The following is a 15,198-nucleotide window of genomic DNA, read 5'->3' as shown; positions in this document are numbered from 1 at the left end:
TTGAATTTCTCGCTTAGGTTTACGGCATAGCCATGAATCCACGCGATACAAATTACTGAGCAACGATCTGCGCTACTTTACAAAGCTGGCGACTACCGGTGGAGACAACGAAGACCGCTCAATGAGTGCCCTTCGTCTTGTCAATGGTGCATCAGCGGATACAGGGCCAGTCCGATGGTGGCGGCCGCCACGACGATGACCGGCTCCTGGAGCTTCTTGAACTTCCACAGCAGGGCCGTGGTGCCGATGGCCAGTAGGGCCGTGGGGATGTCGGTGATCGAGCGCTGGGCGATAACGATCACCGATCCCGTAATGGCGCCGACTGCTGCCGCCGTGATGCCATCGACGAAGGCGACGATGGCGGGCAGCTTCCCGTACTTCTTGAAATAGGGCGCCGGGATGACGGTGAACAGGTAGCACGGCAGGAAGGTTCCCAAGGCTGCCACGCAGGCCCCGGGTAGTCCCGCTACTAGGTAGCCGATGAAGCCGACGGTGATGACCACCGGGCCGGGAGTGATCATGGCCACCGCCACGGCATCGACGAACTGCTTGTCGTTGAGCCAGTGGTACTCGGTCACCACCCCGCCATAAAGGAAGGGCACGATGGCCAGCCCCGAGCCGAAGACAAAGGCGCCGGCCTTGGCGAAGAAAAGACCGATTTGGGTTAGCAGGCCGGGGTCGAAGGACGAGGCGAGCCCTGCGGCAGGCGGCAACTGCCCGGAGAGCGCCGCTGCAACGCCTCCCTTCTTGAGCCACTCAGGTGGAGCGCGCCAAAACCAGACGAGGAGACCGGCGGCGATGAACAGCCAGGCGATCTCCGACTCGGTGATGACCGTGACGGCCCCCAGGGTGAGATAGATCGCCCACAGCAATTTGTCCTTGCCGATGCTCTTGTTGGTCAGTTTGTAGGCACTGATGGCGATGATGCCGATCACGGAGGCACCGACACCGTAGAACACGGCTTGCATCCATTGCAGGCCACCGAAGGCGACATAGGCCCAGCCCAAGGCGACCACCATCAGGAACGAAGGCACGACAAAGGCGATACCGACGAGCGTCGCGCCGAGAATGCGGTAATGCACGTAGCCGAGATAGATCGCAAGTTGTGCCGCGAGCGGGCCCGGTGCCATCTGAGCCAGCGCCAGGCCTTCCTTGTAGTCTGAGTCACTGATCCAGCCACGACGCTCGACAAGATCGCGGTGCATGTAGCCGACCAAGGCTACGGGCCCCCCGAAGCCAAGTGCGCCCAAGCGTAGGAAGTACAGGACGCACTGCCACAGGGTGTAGTTCGGGCTGTTGGTCTGAGTGTTCATGGCAACCTCACGGAATGGCTCCGGCACAACGCCTTACTTCCCGAGGGAAAAATAGGCATGGAGGGAATCGAGCACGGGGCTGATCTCCTCCAGGAGACGGTCGTCGTCGGTATGGCGTTGGCGCGCACCTTCAAGGATGGCCTCGAATCCCTGGCCTTCGGGCGTCATGCCATCCCCGACATCAAGTCCATGCACCAAGGCCCCAAGGCGGAGCAGTCCGCGGTCGGTATCAAGGCCAAAGCTCACCAGTAGGGTCTCGAAGCTGACGAGGTTGCCAACATGGGTGAAGGCTGCCCCGTCGAAGTCAAAACCGAGGGCATCCGGCGGGCAGTCCTTGGTGTCCTTTAGCCAGACAAAGCGGGCGTCACGATCAATGAAGCGGCGGATCAGCCAGGCTGAGGCAATACGGTCCACCCACAATCGGGAACGCGTGGCCCATAGACGCCCCTGGTAGTTGGATAACGAGAGCCGCGGTACGAGCCCCTCGGCGGCCTCGGGCTCGTCGGGGGCGAATTGGCGGGTTAGCCGCCGTTCGGCATCAGCCAGGGCCCGGCGCGCAATGTCGAGCTGGTCATCTGGAAAGAAATCGATGGTGGCGATGGCTTCAAGATCTTTGCGGATCTGGCGCACCTGTCGCCGGGCCTCCGTTTCAGGTGCTTCAGCGAGCCTATCGGAGAATGCGCCAAAGGCGGTGCGCCATTCCCGGTAGGCCTCGCTACGATCAAACAGGGCGCGCCAGGCCAGCTCCATTTCGGGTGACTGGCTTGGGAGATCGACAAGCCACGCACTTCCTTCGGCGGCGATCAACTCGTCTCGCAGAGAGGCCAGTACGGGGCGCAAAGATTCCTGGGCGGGCAAGAGGTAGACCCCATCCCGCAAATTGACGGCACCGATGCCCTTGAGTTGGCGCCAGAAGCGCAGACGCAGGCTGCCGGCTTGGCCAGGAAGTGTTGCAATGAAAAGTAGCCAATCCATTTCTGTAACACGCAATTCATCATGTGAACTACATGCTACAAAAACGAAATAGTTATTTCAAGGAAGATTAGTGCTCATGCCGATGATGCAGGTCCGGTAGATGGGCGTGTACGTGAGTCAACGGCGTGTGCCGGTGCTTGTGGGTGTGGGGTTCCGGTCCCTCGCTGCCATCATGATGATGCTGATGATGAGCATCGTGCGTGTGGGCATGCATGTGGGTCAGGGGGCTGTGCGTATGGGCATGGCTGTGTTTTTCAGTCAGCACGAGCCATGTGGCGACGAGCATGAGCACTACGGCTCCCAGGAGCGTCAAGGTCAGGGGCTCGCCGAGCAGTAGAACGGACAGAACGGCGCCAATGAACGGTGCAGTACCGAAATGAGCGGCTGTGCGCGCACTACCCAGATGACGGAGCGCTAGGATGTAGCACAGCAGGCTAGCGCCATAGCTGAGACTTCCCAGCAGCAGTGCTCCACATGCGTACCCCATCGGGAACCAGGGGGCGCCCGTCAATTGGCCGAGTGCGAGATTGACGCTGCCGGCCACCAAACCTTTGACCATGGCGATCAGCACTGGATCACCACCGGAGATTGGGCGGGTCAGGTTGTTGTCGAGGCCCCATAACCCGCAGGCGGCAATGATCGCGAGGGCATGCAACGACAGTCCGAAGCTGGCCCCAGGCTCATAGGCCAGGAGCGCACCGGCGGCAATCATCAGGGCCGATGCGATCCAGACGCGGGCATCGATGGCTTCATGAAATGCGAATGCGGCAATCAGCGTAGTGAGCATTCCCTCTGTCGAAAGCAACAAGGAGGCATCAGAGGCAAAAACGCCGGAAAGCCCCCAGAGCAGGAGGACTGGAGCGGCAATGCCCCCGCTGATCACTGCACCGGCCAGCCAAGGTAAGTCAGTGCAAGTTAGAGGTGATTCCTGTGCACCTATTCTACTGTTGCGACGAATTAGCCAGACCAGGAAAAGCCCTAGGCCGCTGCCCAAATACAACAGACCCGCGAGCGAGAGTGGCTTGATGTTGGCGAGCAATAACTTTGAAATCGGTGCGCTGGCGCCGAACAGTGCGGCGGCCAACAGGGCGAGAAAGGCGAAGCGTTGAAGGCTGCGGTCGATCATGTCTGTGGGGCGGGTGGAAGTGGGTGATCCCGTTATGAGCGAGTTGCCAAGGTTTACTGTGGCAGCTTTCACGCCACTGGGTGACAGGTTTGATGCGAATACTCACTGAGGTCCATGTCTGGACATCCCTCATTGACTCGTTGCTCAGCGATGGTGAAACGCTCATGACTGTGGCGGCCGGCAATAATGGCGAGCGTGACAAGGATCTCGGCTTTGACCGGATTCAGGTGCCGGCAGACAGCGTCAATGCGCTGACCGTCGGCGCATCCGACAGAACCACGAGTGAATGGGCCCGCGCAAACTACAGTGCCAGAGGGCCCGGCCGTAGCCCGGGACGGCGCAAACCCGACGTTTTGGCGTTCGGGGGGAGTGGCAGCGAATACTTCCACGTCGCCGTGTCGGACGTTGCGCCGCGGATTGCGCCCAATCTGGGAACTAGCTTCGCATCTCCTCTGGCCCTCAGATCTGCTGCAGGTGTCAGCGCCTTCTTGGGAGACGACGTCCACCCGCTGACGATCAAGGCATTGCTGATCCACAGCTGCGAAGCGCGGGATGGCTTGCATCCGCATGATATCGGTTGGGGCCTGGTCCCGAGTGACCTGACCGAAATCATCACCTGCGGCGAGGGAGTCGCCCGGATCATTTATCAGGGAAAGCTCAACCCGGGAAAATACCTTAGAGCCCCGGTACCGTGCCTCCCGACCAAATGACCGGCAGGGTGGAACTAACAGCAACCTTTTGCTACGCAAGCCCGGTCGATCCCCAGGACTTTAGCGCTTATACCAAGGCTGGACTGGACATTAAGTTTCGGCCCCATGTCGACAAGAAGGCCAACAAGAACGCCAAGAACCCCAAAATGGATTCATTCTTCCCAGCCAGCGAATGGCGGACGGAGCAAGAGCAACGGAATGATTTGGCAAAGTGGGAAACCGTTCTCCATGGGAAGCAGAACTACAACGGCTCTAGCCTCAAGGGATCGACCTTTGATATCCATTACAACGCCAGAGCTGGCGCCGGAAATGCCTACCGAGGCGACGCCACACTGATCCCCTATGCGTTGGTGCTGACGTTGAAGGCCCCCAAGCACCTCAACATCTACGAGGACATTCTGGCTGCGCATGGTCCTCTCCAGGCTTTGGAATCCAGACTGGCAATTCCTGTCCGGGTGTAAGGCTGTCACGAACCCATGGGACTTTTGCTGCAAAAGTGGCTCGGGAGAACTGTTGGCTATCGGGCGCTGGCGCCGACACCAGCTCTCCCTGATTTACTTGCAACATTTCTCATCACAACCTTTGGTTATGCCTTCCCAATCCACCCAAGCTAAGCAGGTCGTTCCGAGTCGTCGTTGTCCGGCCGCATCTCGGCCGAAACTGCCGTCAGACCCTCTCAATGAAAATGGCAGGTTATGACTTCAGACCGGCCATTGGTATCTTCGAAGGTACAACTATCTAGATAGGCTGGCTTCCGACCTAAAGCAGCATTTCGCCGAAAAGGGAAGCTGACTCTCGCGCATAGAGACGCTGCCAGGTATGAGAAGAGTTCAGCAACCTGTAGCTCAGATCGGGATCTCGATTGCGACCGGTGCCGCAATCTGCTGTGCGACTCTCGCATAGAGGTCCTGCTGGATCTCAGGCGCCTCGATCGACACAACGAGGCTGTACCTGGCCGCCCGGTCGAACCGCCCGTGGCTCGGGCGATTTCGCCACCATCCCAGCGCAGGAAAGACTGCCAACTGTCCACGGTTGGCGAGCGCAGCGGCGGTTCCTCTCCAGCTATCGCTTACGAGTGAGCCGCGAGCACGCGTGCGCTCACCGATGGTCCAGCCGACGTCGGCGCCACCGGCCGCGGGAAGCACTTGCTCTGCGGCTACCGCTTGGGCATTGATGCGGCGCCGAAAGGAAGCCTCGGTTTCCAAGGGGCGCCGCACCGCGAATCGCAACGCGTGCGACTGGTACGCATACTTGTCGATGCCGCCGCGCTCGCCAGGGTTCGGCTCAATGAAGTACGAGAGCGTGACCCGAAGCGTCACTTGCGCGTCGCCCAGCTCCTGAAGCAGCTCGGTCGGCCAGGGCAGGTCGTGCAGATGCATATCGCGGGTACGGACCGTCGAGCCCACCTTCTGGTACGGCTGCAACTGGTCCTGGACGATCAACGTGAGCGAGTTGCTCGCGCTATACAATGCCCGCTCCAAACTGGGAACGCCGTAGCCGCAATGCCGGAGCAGCTGTCGCATATTGGCCTGGTTGCGAAGCCCGTTCGGGGTGTAAGCGTTGAGCATCGGCTGCGTCCATCGCGCCGAGTGGACCATCAGCGCTCGAATGGTCTCTGGCCAAAAGTTGGGATACGCGGCCTGAATCCGAGCGGCCATGCCCGCAGCCAGGGCAGTGGATGCACTGGTCGCCCAACTCAACGTGAAAAGGCGGTCGTGGGGTTGGTAATTGGTTGTCAGAAGCGACAGGCTATCCATCTGGCTTGTGAAGCCAGTCCCATCGACCGCCGCATTGCCGCCTTCCATCACGATGTCGGGTTTGAACGGCCAGCCTGGCTGCCAGGTCGACGATGTTGTCGTGTATGGGCTCAGCCCACCGGCTGCCGCGATCGGGACATACTCGTGGCCGAAGGCCTCAGAGATCGTCGTGAGCTCAGAGTACGCACCCACCGTGAGCGCATTCCAAGCCTGCCCGGGATCGTGCACTAGGTTCGTCGAGAGGCTGGCCGGGTAGTCACCCCAGGCATTGGGATCCTGCGTGTTCCCCGCGCAGATCACAAATAGGCGCGGGGTCTCCCCCTGACCCTCGCAGTCGAAGGCGAGACGGTCGACCTCAGCAGACCACGACGAAGGGCGCCCTCGATCACGGCCGTCAGTGGACGACACTGCCATCGCGAACACGCGGCGGCGGTCCTGAGCTGTAATTTCAACACGTGCTACGGCTTCCGCCGTTATCGCGCCGTAGGACTGACCGTCGTTGTCGCCTGGTCCCTGTAGGATCTTCACTGATTCAAGGCGATGCGGCACGGACAGCGCACCATTGTCCGAAAGCGCCGGTGTCAGGTCACCGAACAATGCCAAACCCGCAAGTTCGGTGCCATGACCATTGGTATCATCGTGTCCCCAACCAGGCTCCACGGTGTGGCGATCACCGTCGGCGACCATCGGAGCCAGCAGGGGGTGCCCATGATTGACGCCGGTATCCAGCAAAGTGACGTACGAGTTACCCGCATGCTGCAACATGAGACGGTCTTGCAGGTTCCCGGTCCACTCAGCTTCTTCTTCCTGCGGTAGTGCAGCGAAGAACTCAGCGGTCGTCTTTGCTCGACGCAGCTCGGCTACCATGTTGAGTACCAACGAGGATTGAAGCAACTGCGCCTTGCTACCGTACATCTGCACGACCGAACGCTCCGGAAAGTGCAGCGCTCGCTCCCGTATAAGTAGCCCCGCCAGTTCACCTACCTTGCGGAAGTCTTCGATGACTTGCGGCCGGTTGTCACCGGCGGGAAGCCACGCTTCCCACCAGATTGCCTCGGCGTCGTTGGCCGGCAGTGCCCCGGCGCTGTCTGTCCACAGGGAGTCGAACGTGGCGACACGCACCGAGCGGATCGCATCAATCAACGACTGGTTGTCGAGAGAACGACCGCCAGCACCGGTTCGGTGTTCGGCGTAGGCTTCGATCAGCCTTTCAAAGTGCGTCAGCTTTCCCTGGGGCACGAAAACGGTAGCCAGCACCTGGTTACCTTGCTTCCGTACGTTCATGAGTTCAATGCCCTGACGATCGCGGGCCAAGCTCTCGGCTGCCAACTCAACCCCCTGTTGGCTCTCGAACTCGATCAGGATGCCGATTGCTGTCTGTACTTTTGCGGCCTTCTGCTCGGCCACCAGCTGCAGCTGAGCCGCCTCTACCTGTGCAAACTGGGTGTGCAACTCCTGCGCATGTTGCACACGGGGCTGATGCGGTACTGCGGCTTTGACGACGACAGCCTTCTTAGCGGTGTACCCCTCAGTGGAGCGCGTGTCCTGCGGAAAGAGATGCGGGCGCCGCTGATGGTTCTCTGTGGCCATGCAAAATGATGGCTTACTCTTTGCAGCCAGCCGTGCGGCGGCGCACTGCCTGGCGCTGCTGCAACAGGGCGCGCAGCGCTTCGGTCGGGATAATCTCCTGATCGTGCATCACGGCCTCTTTGATCGCATCGTCGATCGCCCGCGCGATCTCCGCATGGCTTAAGCCGGCTGCATCTGTTGCCAGGTCTGCGAGGTCCTTCTTCGACTTGACGTAGACAGCTAGGCGTAGCCGCAGCAGCGCCTGCACCTCCACCTTAGACGGCGCGTGGTACTCGACCACGTCGTCGAAGCGCCTGAAGAGTGCTTCGTCCAGAATGTCCGGGTGGTTGGTCGCTGCGACAATCACGCTGTTGGAATCGTCCTGCTCAATCATGAGCAGGAAGCTGTTCAAGATCCGGCGGATTTCGCCCACATCGTTCGCCATTCCACGCTGGCTGCCAATCGCATCAAACTCGTCGAAGAAGTAGACGCCTCGAGTGGACACCACAGCGTCGAAGACTTGACGAAGCTTTGCTGCTGTCTCCCCCATGTACTTCGTGATGAGCGAGTCCAGACGAACCACGAACAGCGGGATGCCTAGTTCGCCGGCGAGTGCCGAGGCGGTCATCGTCTTGCCGGTACCCGACGGGCCGACGAGCAGCAGCTTGCGCCGCGGGTACAGGCCGTGGCTGCGCAACTTCGACAGATGTCTTTGCTCTTTGAGCACGCGTTGGAGGCTCTGCTGCAACGACTCGGACAGCACCATGTCGCTCAACCGGCGCGAGGGGTAGGAGACGTTAAGCAGCCCTGCAAGCTCGCCTTTCGGCCTTGCAATCGGGATTGCGCCATCCCCGCTGCTGGCGTTGCGGCGGGCCTTTGCGGCATCGATCAGTTCGCGCAACTCTTCGGCCAACTTTCCGTGACCTTGCTTCGCCTCATGGGCGGCCATCTGCATGGCCACCGAGTAAAAGTGGCGATCGTCGCCCTCCGCGTGAGAACGCAGCAATGCTTTGAGTTGATTGCCGTTCGCCATAATCGCGCCATTGTCTCGCATTCTGCAGGCCTGCTCAATCGCAGTCGCCAAAGTTGTTGCTGTTTCAGCCCAACCATCGACCGTTCCCGCTGCATTGCTGTCGTTGGGTCTCGAGAACGCCACTTCAGCTTTGGGTCGGGAGTTCGCGTGCGTCGCTCGGGAAAGCTGACGTTCAGGGCATCCAGGCTGCCAACGACAGCAATTTTCCCGACACCGGCCTTACATCCTCGCCATCCCCAACGACCGCAATGGCCGAAGACCGGAAGCTCCAGAAACACAAAGCCCGGCATTCGCCGGGCTTTGATCATTTACTGTCCGACAGACTTTGTTTATTGCAATCAGTCTGCTGTTGCGGTGAGATAGCTATCTCGTTGTTTTCCTTATGTTTCAAGATTTTTCATTTCATTTCAAGAAACTATTGTCCGGAAACACTGCCACAAAGAATCACCACAAACTTTCCCGTTCCGGGGTAGCAGTAATCTTGTGGATCGACAGGTCGGCACCGTTGTACTCGTCTTCCGGGTCGAGGCGTAGGCCGAGGGTGGCGCGCAGGGTGCCGTACACGAGGGCGGAGCCGGCCAGGGCGACGGCGATGGCGAGGAGGGTCATCAGCAGTTGGGGCAGGAAGGCCACGCCGCCGACGCCGCCCAGGGCGGGGGCCCCGAAGATGCCGCAGGCCAGGCCGCCCCAGGCGCCGCACAGGCCGTGCAGGGGCCACACGCCGAGCACGTCGTCGATCTTCCAGCGGTTCTGGGTGAGGGTGAACATGTAGACGAACAGGGCGCCGGCGACCAGGCCGGTGACCAGCGCACCCATCGGGTGCATCACGTCGGAACCGGCGCACACCGCCACCAGGCCGGCCAGGGGGCCGTTATGGACGAAGCCCGGGTCGTTCTTGCCTAACACCAGGGCGGCCAGGGTGCCGCCGACCATGGCCATCAGGGAATTGATCGCCACCAGGCCGGAAATCTTGTCCAGGGTCTGGGCGCTCATGACGTTGAAGCCGAACCAGCCCACCGCCAGGATCCAGGCGCCCAGGGCGAGGAAGGGGATGGAGGAGGGCGGGTGGGCCGAGATAGCGCCGTCCTTGCTGTAGCGGCCGCGCCGGGCGCCGAGCAGCAGCACGGCGGGCAGGGCCAGCCAGCCGCCCATGGCGTGCACCACCACCGAGCCGGCGAAGTCGTGGAACTCGGCGCCGAAGCTGGCTTTCAGCCAGTCCTGGATGCCGAAGGCCTGGTTCCAGGCGATGCCTTCGAAGAAGGGGTAGACGAAGCCCACCAGGCAGAAGGTGGCGGCCAGCTGGGGGTTGAACTTGGCCCGCTCGGCGATGCCGCCGGAGATGATGGCGGGAATGGCGGCGGCGAAGGTGAGCAGGAAGAAGAACTTGGTCAGCCCGAAACCGTGGTCCAGGGTGAGGGTCTCGGCGCCCTGGAAGAAATGCACCCCGTAGGCGATGCCGTAGCCGACGAAGAAGTAGGCGATGGTCGATACGGCGAAGTCGGCCAGGATTTTGACCAGGGCGTTGACCTGGTTCTTCTTGCGCACGGTGCCCAGTTCGAGAAAGGCGAAGCCGGCGTGCATGGCGAGCACCATGATGGCGCCCAGCAAAATGAAAAGGGTGTCCGATGCGGACTGATGGTTCTCCATGGTGCCTCCCATAAAACGGATGCACCGCCTCTGCAATTGTTGTTCCAGGCCGGGGGCGCAGCAAAACCCGTTTATGATCAGCGGCTTGGGTTTTTGACGCCGGGCTGACGTCCCTTAAATGGTGCGCCAGGCAGGGTTTCGACCCAAATCGGTGCGCCTTGCACCGATTTGGGCGGCGGCGCGGGAGGCCGTGCGCCGCCGCCTACGCCTGCCTGCGTCCACCTGCGCCTGTGTCAGCGAGGGCCGGCTCCCGGGGGCAGCAGCACCCACATTCGGCCCTTCTGCTTCATCCGCCCGGCCAGGCTGCCGGCGTCCGGGCCGAAGCCCCAGAAGAAGTCGGCGCGCACCACGCCCTTGATGGCGCCGCCGGTGTCCTGGGCGAGCATCAGGCGGTTGAGGGGGCGCTCCTCGTTGGGCCAGCTGGTGGCGAGGAAGACCGGGGCGCCCAAGGGCGTGGTGCGCGGGTCCACCGCCAGGCTGCGGGCATCGCTCAGGGGCACGCCCAGGGCGCCGATGGGGCCGCCGTCGGCGTTCTTCAGCTCGCGGAAGAACACGTAGCTGGGGTTCTCGTTGAGCAGGGCCTGGACCTTGGTCGGATTGGCCCGGGCCCAGCCCTGGATGCCCTGCATGCTGGCCTGCTCCGGCTTCAGCTCGCCCCGCTCGATCAGCACCCGGCCGATGGACTGGTAGGGGTGGCCGTTCTGGTCGGCGTAGCCGACGCGCAGCAGGGAGCCGTCCGGCAGCTTGACCCGGCCCGATCCCTGGATTTGCAGGAAGAACAGCTCGATCGGGTCGTCCACCCAGGCGATGGCCTTCTCGCCCATCTTGGCTTCCCGGGGCGCCAGCTCGGCGCGGGACCAGTAGGGCACCACCTTGTTGCCTTGCAGCCGGCCGCGCAGGCGCAGGTTCTTCAACTCGGGGAAAACATCGGAAAGCTCGATGGTGAGCAGGTCGGCAGGCACCGGCAGCACTGGGTGCTGGTTCGGGCTGATCCGTTGCCGGCTGCCGTTGAGCATGGGTTCGTAGTAGCCGGTGATCAGGCCGTTGTCGGCGCCGTCGGGGTTGACCAGCCGCCACGGGGTGAAGCGGGATTCGAAGAAGCGCCGCGCGGTGGCGCTATCCGGCGTGCCCAGGGTGGCCGCTTCTTCGCAGGCGCCGCGCCACAGGGGCCAGTCGCGGCGCGACTTCATGCCCTTGCAGGAGTTGAGGAGGCCAGGCCAGGCCGCCGCCAGGTCGTCGTCCTGCCAGCCCGGCAGATCGTCGAAGCGGGCCGGTTGCAGGGGCGGGGCGGCGGGAGGCGCCGGAACGGCGGCCTTTTCGCCGGGGCACACCGGGCAGGGGACCGGCGCCTGGGTGGCGCAGCCGGCAAGGAGCAGGGCGGCCAGTGCGCCGGCGGCCGCCAGGACGGCACCGCCGCGGCGGGCGCCCGGGCGTTGGAGGGGGGCGGGGATTCGGCTAATGTGTCGCATTCGTGAAGTATACCCCCGTCGAAAATGCCGTCCCGGCGGGCCCGACCAACCCGATTCCATTCGATAGCACACCTGACACCATGGCCCGAGTGACCGCTGCCGCCAAGAAATCAGCCCTTCCCGCCGCCCCCGCCGCGGCTCCCGTCGATCCCCTGCTGGCCTTCCTGGCCCGGGCCGAAAGCGTCCTGGCCCGGCTGGAACCCCTGCTGCCGCCGGTGCCCGCCGAGCCCGACTGGTCCGCCCCGGCCTTTCGCTGGGTCAAGACCGGCGGCCTGGGCCACACCGGCCGGCTGGAAGCGGTGAAGCGCCTGGCGCCGATGCGCCTGGCCGACCTGCGCGACATCGACGAACAGAAGGCCCGGGTGGTCGCCAACACCCGCCAGTTCCTCGCCGGCAAGCCCGCCAACAACGTGTTGATGACCGGCACCCGGGGCTGCGGCAAGTCGTCCCTGGTGCGCGCCCTGCTCAACGAATACGCCGGACGCGGCCTGCGCGGCATCGAGGTGGACAAGGCCGATCTGGTGGATCTGCCCGCCATCGTCGCCCAGGTGGCGCATCGTCCCGAGAAGTTCCTGGTGTTCTGCGACGACCTGTCCTTCGAGACCGGCGAGGTGGCCTACAAGGCGTTGAAGTCGGTGCTCGACGGCTCCCTGGCCGACGTGCCGGCCAACGTGCTGATCTACGCCACCTCCAACCGCCGCCACCTGATGCCCGAGTATTTCTCGGAGAACGCCGAGACCAAGGTGGTGGACGGCGAGATCCATCCCGGCGAGGCGGTGGAGGAAAAGGTTTCCCTGTCCGAGCGCTTCGGCCTGTGGGTGTCCTTCTACCCCTTCGACCAGGACGCCTACCTGAACATCGTCAACCACTGGCTGGGCTACTTCGGCCTGACCCCGGCGGAAATCGCCGCCGCCGAGCGGGACGCTCTCAACTGGGCCCTGGGCCGCGGTTCCCGCTCCGGCCGGGTGGGCTGGCAGTTCGCCAAGGACTACGCCGCCCACCGCAAGGTCGCCGCCGCCAAGCCGGCAGCCAAGCCCGCCCCAAAAACCGCTGCGAAAGCGCCCGCCAAGCCCGCCCCCCGTGCCGCTGGGGGGCGCAAGTGAGCGACGGCGCCGCAACCGCCGCCAGCACCGACGCCGCTGCGCCGCGCCCGGTCACCCACGTGGCGGCGGCGGTGCTGCTGCGCCAGGGGCCGGCCGGCACCGAGTTCCTGCTCGCCCGGCGTCCCGAGGGTAAGGTCTACGCCGGCTGGTGGGAGTTTCCCGGCGGCAAGGTGGAACGGGGCGAAACCGACGCCCAGTGCCTGGTGCGGGAGTTGCAGGAGGAGATGGCCATCACCGTCACCGCGGCCACCCCCTGGATCACCCGCCGCTTCGAATACCCCCACGCCTCGGTGCGCCTCAAGTTTTTCAAGGTGACCGCCTGGGAGGGGGGCGCCGCCGACGGCGACATCCACGCCGTCGAGCACGACGCGGTGGCCTGGACGCCCCTGGGCGCCCCGACTGCGGTGGCGCCGGTGCTGCCCGCCAACGGGCCGATCCTGGAGGCCCTGGGGCTGCCCGAGGTCTACGCCGTCACCAACGCCGGCGCGCGCGGCGTGGCGGCGGAGCTGGCCCGCCTCGATGCGGCCCTGGCCGGCGGCCTGCGCCTGGTCCAGGTGCGCGAGAAGGATGGCGCTCTGGACGCGGCGGCGCGGCGCGATTTCGCTGCCGCCGTGGTGGCCCGGGTCCATGCCGCCGGCGGCCGGGTGCTGGTCAACGACGATGTGCAACTGGCCCGGTCGGTGGGCGCCGACGGGGTGCATCTGTCCTCGTCCGCCCTGCGTGCCGCGGCCGCCCGGCCGGACATGCCCCTGGTGGCCGCATCCTGCCACGACGCGGCGGAGCTGGACGCTGCCATCGCCCTGGGTTGCCAGTTCGCCGTGCTGGGGCCGGTGGCCCCCACCGCCAGCCACCCGGGGACGGCGCCCCTGGGCTGGGCGCGTTTTGCCGAACTGGTGGCGGAGAGCCCGATCCCGGTCTATGGGCTGGGCGGCTTGAGCGCCGCCGACCTGCCGGCGGCCCGGGCCGCCAACGCCCACGGCGTGGCCGCCCTGCGCGGCTGGTGAGGCGCCGATCGGAAGGAAGAAGGGCCGCGATGTCGCGGCCCTTTTCTTTTGCCTGCCCGCGCTGCCGCCCGCAGGGGCGCAGGCACCGCGCTTTGCGGTTGCAAGCTCCAATGGATGCGAGGTGCCGCCTACCGGCTTCAGGCCGTCGCTTCGGCCTGCCACTACCGGCGCGGCAGGCGGTACAGGCAGTGGCGCAGCAGCGGATGGCCGGTGGGCAGGGCGGGGTGGTCGAAGTCCCCCGCGTCGTCCCGGGCCATGCCCAGCCGCGCCATCAGCGCCTGGGAGCGGACGTTGGCCAGGGTGGTGAAGGCCACGATCTCGTCCAGGCCAAGTTCCCCAAAGCCGAACCCCAGGGCGGCCCGGGCGCCTTCGCTGGCCAGGCCCTGGCCCCACCACGCCCGGGCCAGCCGCCAGCTGATCTCGACGCAGGGGGAAAAGGGCAGGGTGGCCGCCGGCACGTGCAGCCCGATCAGGCCGATGCAGGTGCCCGCGGCCTTGGCCTCCACGGCCCACGGGCCCCAGCCCCGCTCGGCGATCAGGTCGGTGCAGCGGTCCACCATGGCGTCGCTCTCGGTCCGGGTCAGGGGGGCGGGAAAGCAGGCCATCACCTCGGGGTCGGCGCACAGGGCGGCAAAGGGCGCCCGGTCGGCATCCCGCCACTGGCGCAGGATCAGGCGGTCGGTTTCGAGGACGGCAGGAAGCATGGTCATTTGGGCTGAACGGGGTTGCGGGCGCGGCCGGTCTCAGTCGCCGGTGGGCGAGATGCGGAAGGCGCGCACCAGGGGCTGGCGGCGCAGGGTGTCGGCGAGGTGCGAGGTGTTGGCCGGGTCGGTGGTGCGGATGACCATGCGGTATTCGAAGGATTGGCCGTCGTCGGACACCCGGTAGCTCATGTTGGCGATGGTGAATCCATGGGCTTCGAGCATGGCGCGTACGTCGCCCTCGGTCATGGCCGCGTCCCGGTCGAAGCGCAGGGCGTGGTGGGCGTAGGCGTGGGACGGCATGCGCGCCTCGATCCAGCGGAAGGCGGAGAGGACGCCCAGGGTGAGCAGGGTGGCGAGCACGGCGGGGAAGTAGAAGCCCACGCCGATGAGAATGCCCACGGCGGCGGTGATCCAGATCGAGGCGGCGGTGGTCAGGCCGCGCACGCTCAGGCCCTCCTTGAAGATCACCCCGGCGCCGAGGAAGCCGATGCCGGTCATGATGCCCTGGGCCATGCGGGTCGGGTCGGTGCGCACCGTGTCCAGGGGCACGCCGGGCAGCCACTTCCACTGGTAGAGGGTGACCAGCATCAGCAGGCTGGAGGCGAGGCACACCAGGGTGTGGGTGCGGAAACCGGCGGGGCGGGCGTGGTAGCTGCGCTCCAGGCCGATGATGCCGCCGGCCCCCAGGGCGCCGACCAGATGCAGGGCGATTTCGGGGATGTCTGCGTCCATGGGGCGAATCCTCCTCACGGGTGGGCCGGCGCGGCGCCGGCCGGGGTGGTGGTTGG

13 protein-coding genes are annotated in these 15,198 nt (G+C 64.5%); 4 read left to right on the top strand and 9 right to left on the bottom strand.

All coding sequences use genetic code 11. The annotated features are described in order from the left end of the window. Positions 1–140: 140 nt before the first annotated feature. The 3 genes from LWW89_RS10550 to LWW89_RS10540 form a co-directional block, all read right to left on the bottom strand. Entirely contained in the window at positions 141–1,313 is a 1,173-nt protein-coding gene (locus LWW89_RS10550) for a chromate transporter (protein WP_293263946.1), read from the bottom strand. 33 nt (positions 1,314–1,346) lie between these two features. Beyond that, a complete protein-coding gene (locus LWW89_RS10545; RefSeq protein ID WP_293263945.1) occupies positions 1,347–2,288 on the bottom strand; it encodes a chromate resistance protein ChrB domain-containing protein in 942 nt (313 codons plus the stop codon). A gap of 67 nt (positions 2,289–2,355) precedes the next feature. Then, positions 2,356–3,414, bottom strand: a complete 1,059-nt coding sequence (locus LWW89_RS10540) for a DMT family transporter (RefSeq protein ID WP_293263944.1) — start codon at positions 3,412–3,414, stop codon at positions 2,356–2,358. 164 nt (positions 3,415–3,578) lie between these two features. Between LWW89_RS10540 and LWW89_RS10535 the strand changes: the two genes are divergently transcribed. Together LWW89_RS10535 and LWW89_RS10530 are read left to right on the top strand one after the other, a co-directional pair. Beyond that, entirely contained in the window at positions 3,579–4,124 is a 546-nt protein-coding gene (locus LWW89_RS10535) for a S8 family serine peptidase (RefSeq protein WP_293263943.1), read from the top strand. After that, entirely contained in the window at positions 4,121–4,585 is a 465-nt protein-coding gene (locus LWW89_RS10530) for a hypothetical protein (protein ID WP_293263942.1), read from the top strand. Before LWW89_RS10535 ends, LWW89_RS10530 begins: the two co-directional genes overlap by 4 nt. A gap of 384 nt (positions 4,586–4,969) precedes the next feature. Here the strand turns inward: LWW89_RS10530 and LWW89_RS10525 are convergent, their stop codons facing one another. The 4 genes from LWW89_RS10525 to LWW89_RS10510 all read right to left on the bottom strand — a co-directional run bounded on the left by LWW89_RS10525 (position 4,970) and on the right by LWW89_RS10510 (position 11,599). Continuing rightward, positions 4,970–7,471, bottom strand: a complete 2,502-nt coding sequence (locus LWW89_RS10525) for a S8 family peptidase (RefSeq protein ID WP_293263941.1) — start codon at positions 7,469–7,471, stop codon at positions 4,970–4,972. 13 nt (positions 7,472–7,484) lie between these two features. Continuing rightward, positions 7,485–8,504: an ATP-binding protein gene (locus tag LWW89_RS10520; protein WP_293263940.1), complete on the bottom strand. Its 1,020-nt coding sequence runs from the start codon at positions 8,502–8,504 to the stop codon at positions 7,485–7,487. A 423-nt stretch (positions 8,505–8,927) separates the two neighbouring features. Further along, a complete protein-coding gene (locus LWW89_RS10515; RefSeq protein WP_293263939.1) occupies positions 8,928–10,130 on the bottom strand; it encodes an ammonium transporter in 1,203 nt (400 codons plus the stop codon). A 233-nt stretch (positions 10,131–10,363) separates the two neighbouring features. Next, positions 10,364–11,599 (bottom strand): murein transglycosylase A, encoded by a 1,236-nt coding sequence (locus LWW89_RS10510; RefSeq protein ID WP_293263938.1) that lies wholly within the window; start codon positions 11,597–11,599, stop codon positions 10,364–10,366. Between the two features lie 80 nt (positions 11,600–11,679). Between LWW89_RS10510 and LWW89_RS10505 the strand changes: the two genes are divergently transcribed. Both LWW89_RS10505 and LWW89_RS10500 read left to right on the top strand, forming a co-directional pair. Beyond that, positions 11,680–12,702 carry an ATP-binding protein gene (locus tag LWW89_RS10505; RefSeq protein WP_293263937.1) on the top strand — a complete coding sequence of 341 codons (1,023 nt, stop codon included), beginning with the start codon at positions 11,680–11,682 and terminating at the stop codon, positions 12,700–12,702. Beyond that, complete coding sequence (locus tag LWW89_RS10500; RefSeq protein ID WP_365781437.1) at positions 12,699–13,706, top strand: Nudix family hydrolase; 1,008 nt, start codon at positions 12,699–12,701, stop codon at positions 13,704–13,706. Before LWW89_RS10505 ends, LWW89_RS10500 begins: the two co-directional genes overlap by 4 nt. A gap of 161 nt (positions 13,707–13,867) precedes the next feature. Here the strand turns inward: LWW89_RS10500 and LWW89_RS10495 are convergent, their stop codons facing one another. Together LWW89_RS10495 and LWW89_RS10490 are read right to left on the bottom strand one after the other, a co-directional pair. Next, positions 13,868–14,416 (bottom strand): GNAT family N-acetyltransferase, encoded by a 549-nt coding sequence (locus LWW89_RS10495; RefSeq protein ID WP_293263936.1) that lies wholly within the window; start codon positions 14,414–14,416, stop codon positions 13,868–13,870. A gap of 33 nt (positions 14,417–14,449) precedes the next feature. Next, positions 14,450–15,142, bottom strand: a complete 693-nt coding sequence (locus LWW89_RS10490; RefSeq protein WP_293263935.1) for an MgtC/SapB family protein — start codon at positions 15,140–15,142, stop codon at positions 14,450–14,452. Between the last annotated feature and the right edge of the window lie 56 nt (positions 15,143–15,198).

The organism is Oryzomicrobium sp. (assembly GCF_021287045.1).
In the GTDB taxonomy this organism is placed as follows: domain Bacteria; phylum Pseudomonadota; class Gammaproteobacteria; order Burkholderiales; family Rhodocyclaceae; genus Oryzomicrobium.
The sequence above is the reverse complement of the archived record's forward strand: the minus strand, read 5'-3'. Positions and strand labels throughout refer to the sequence as shown.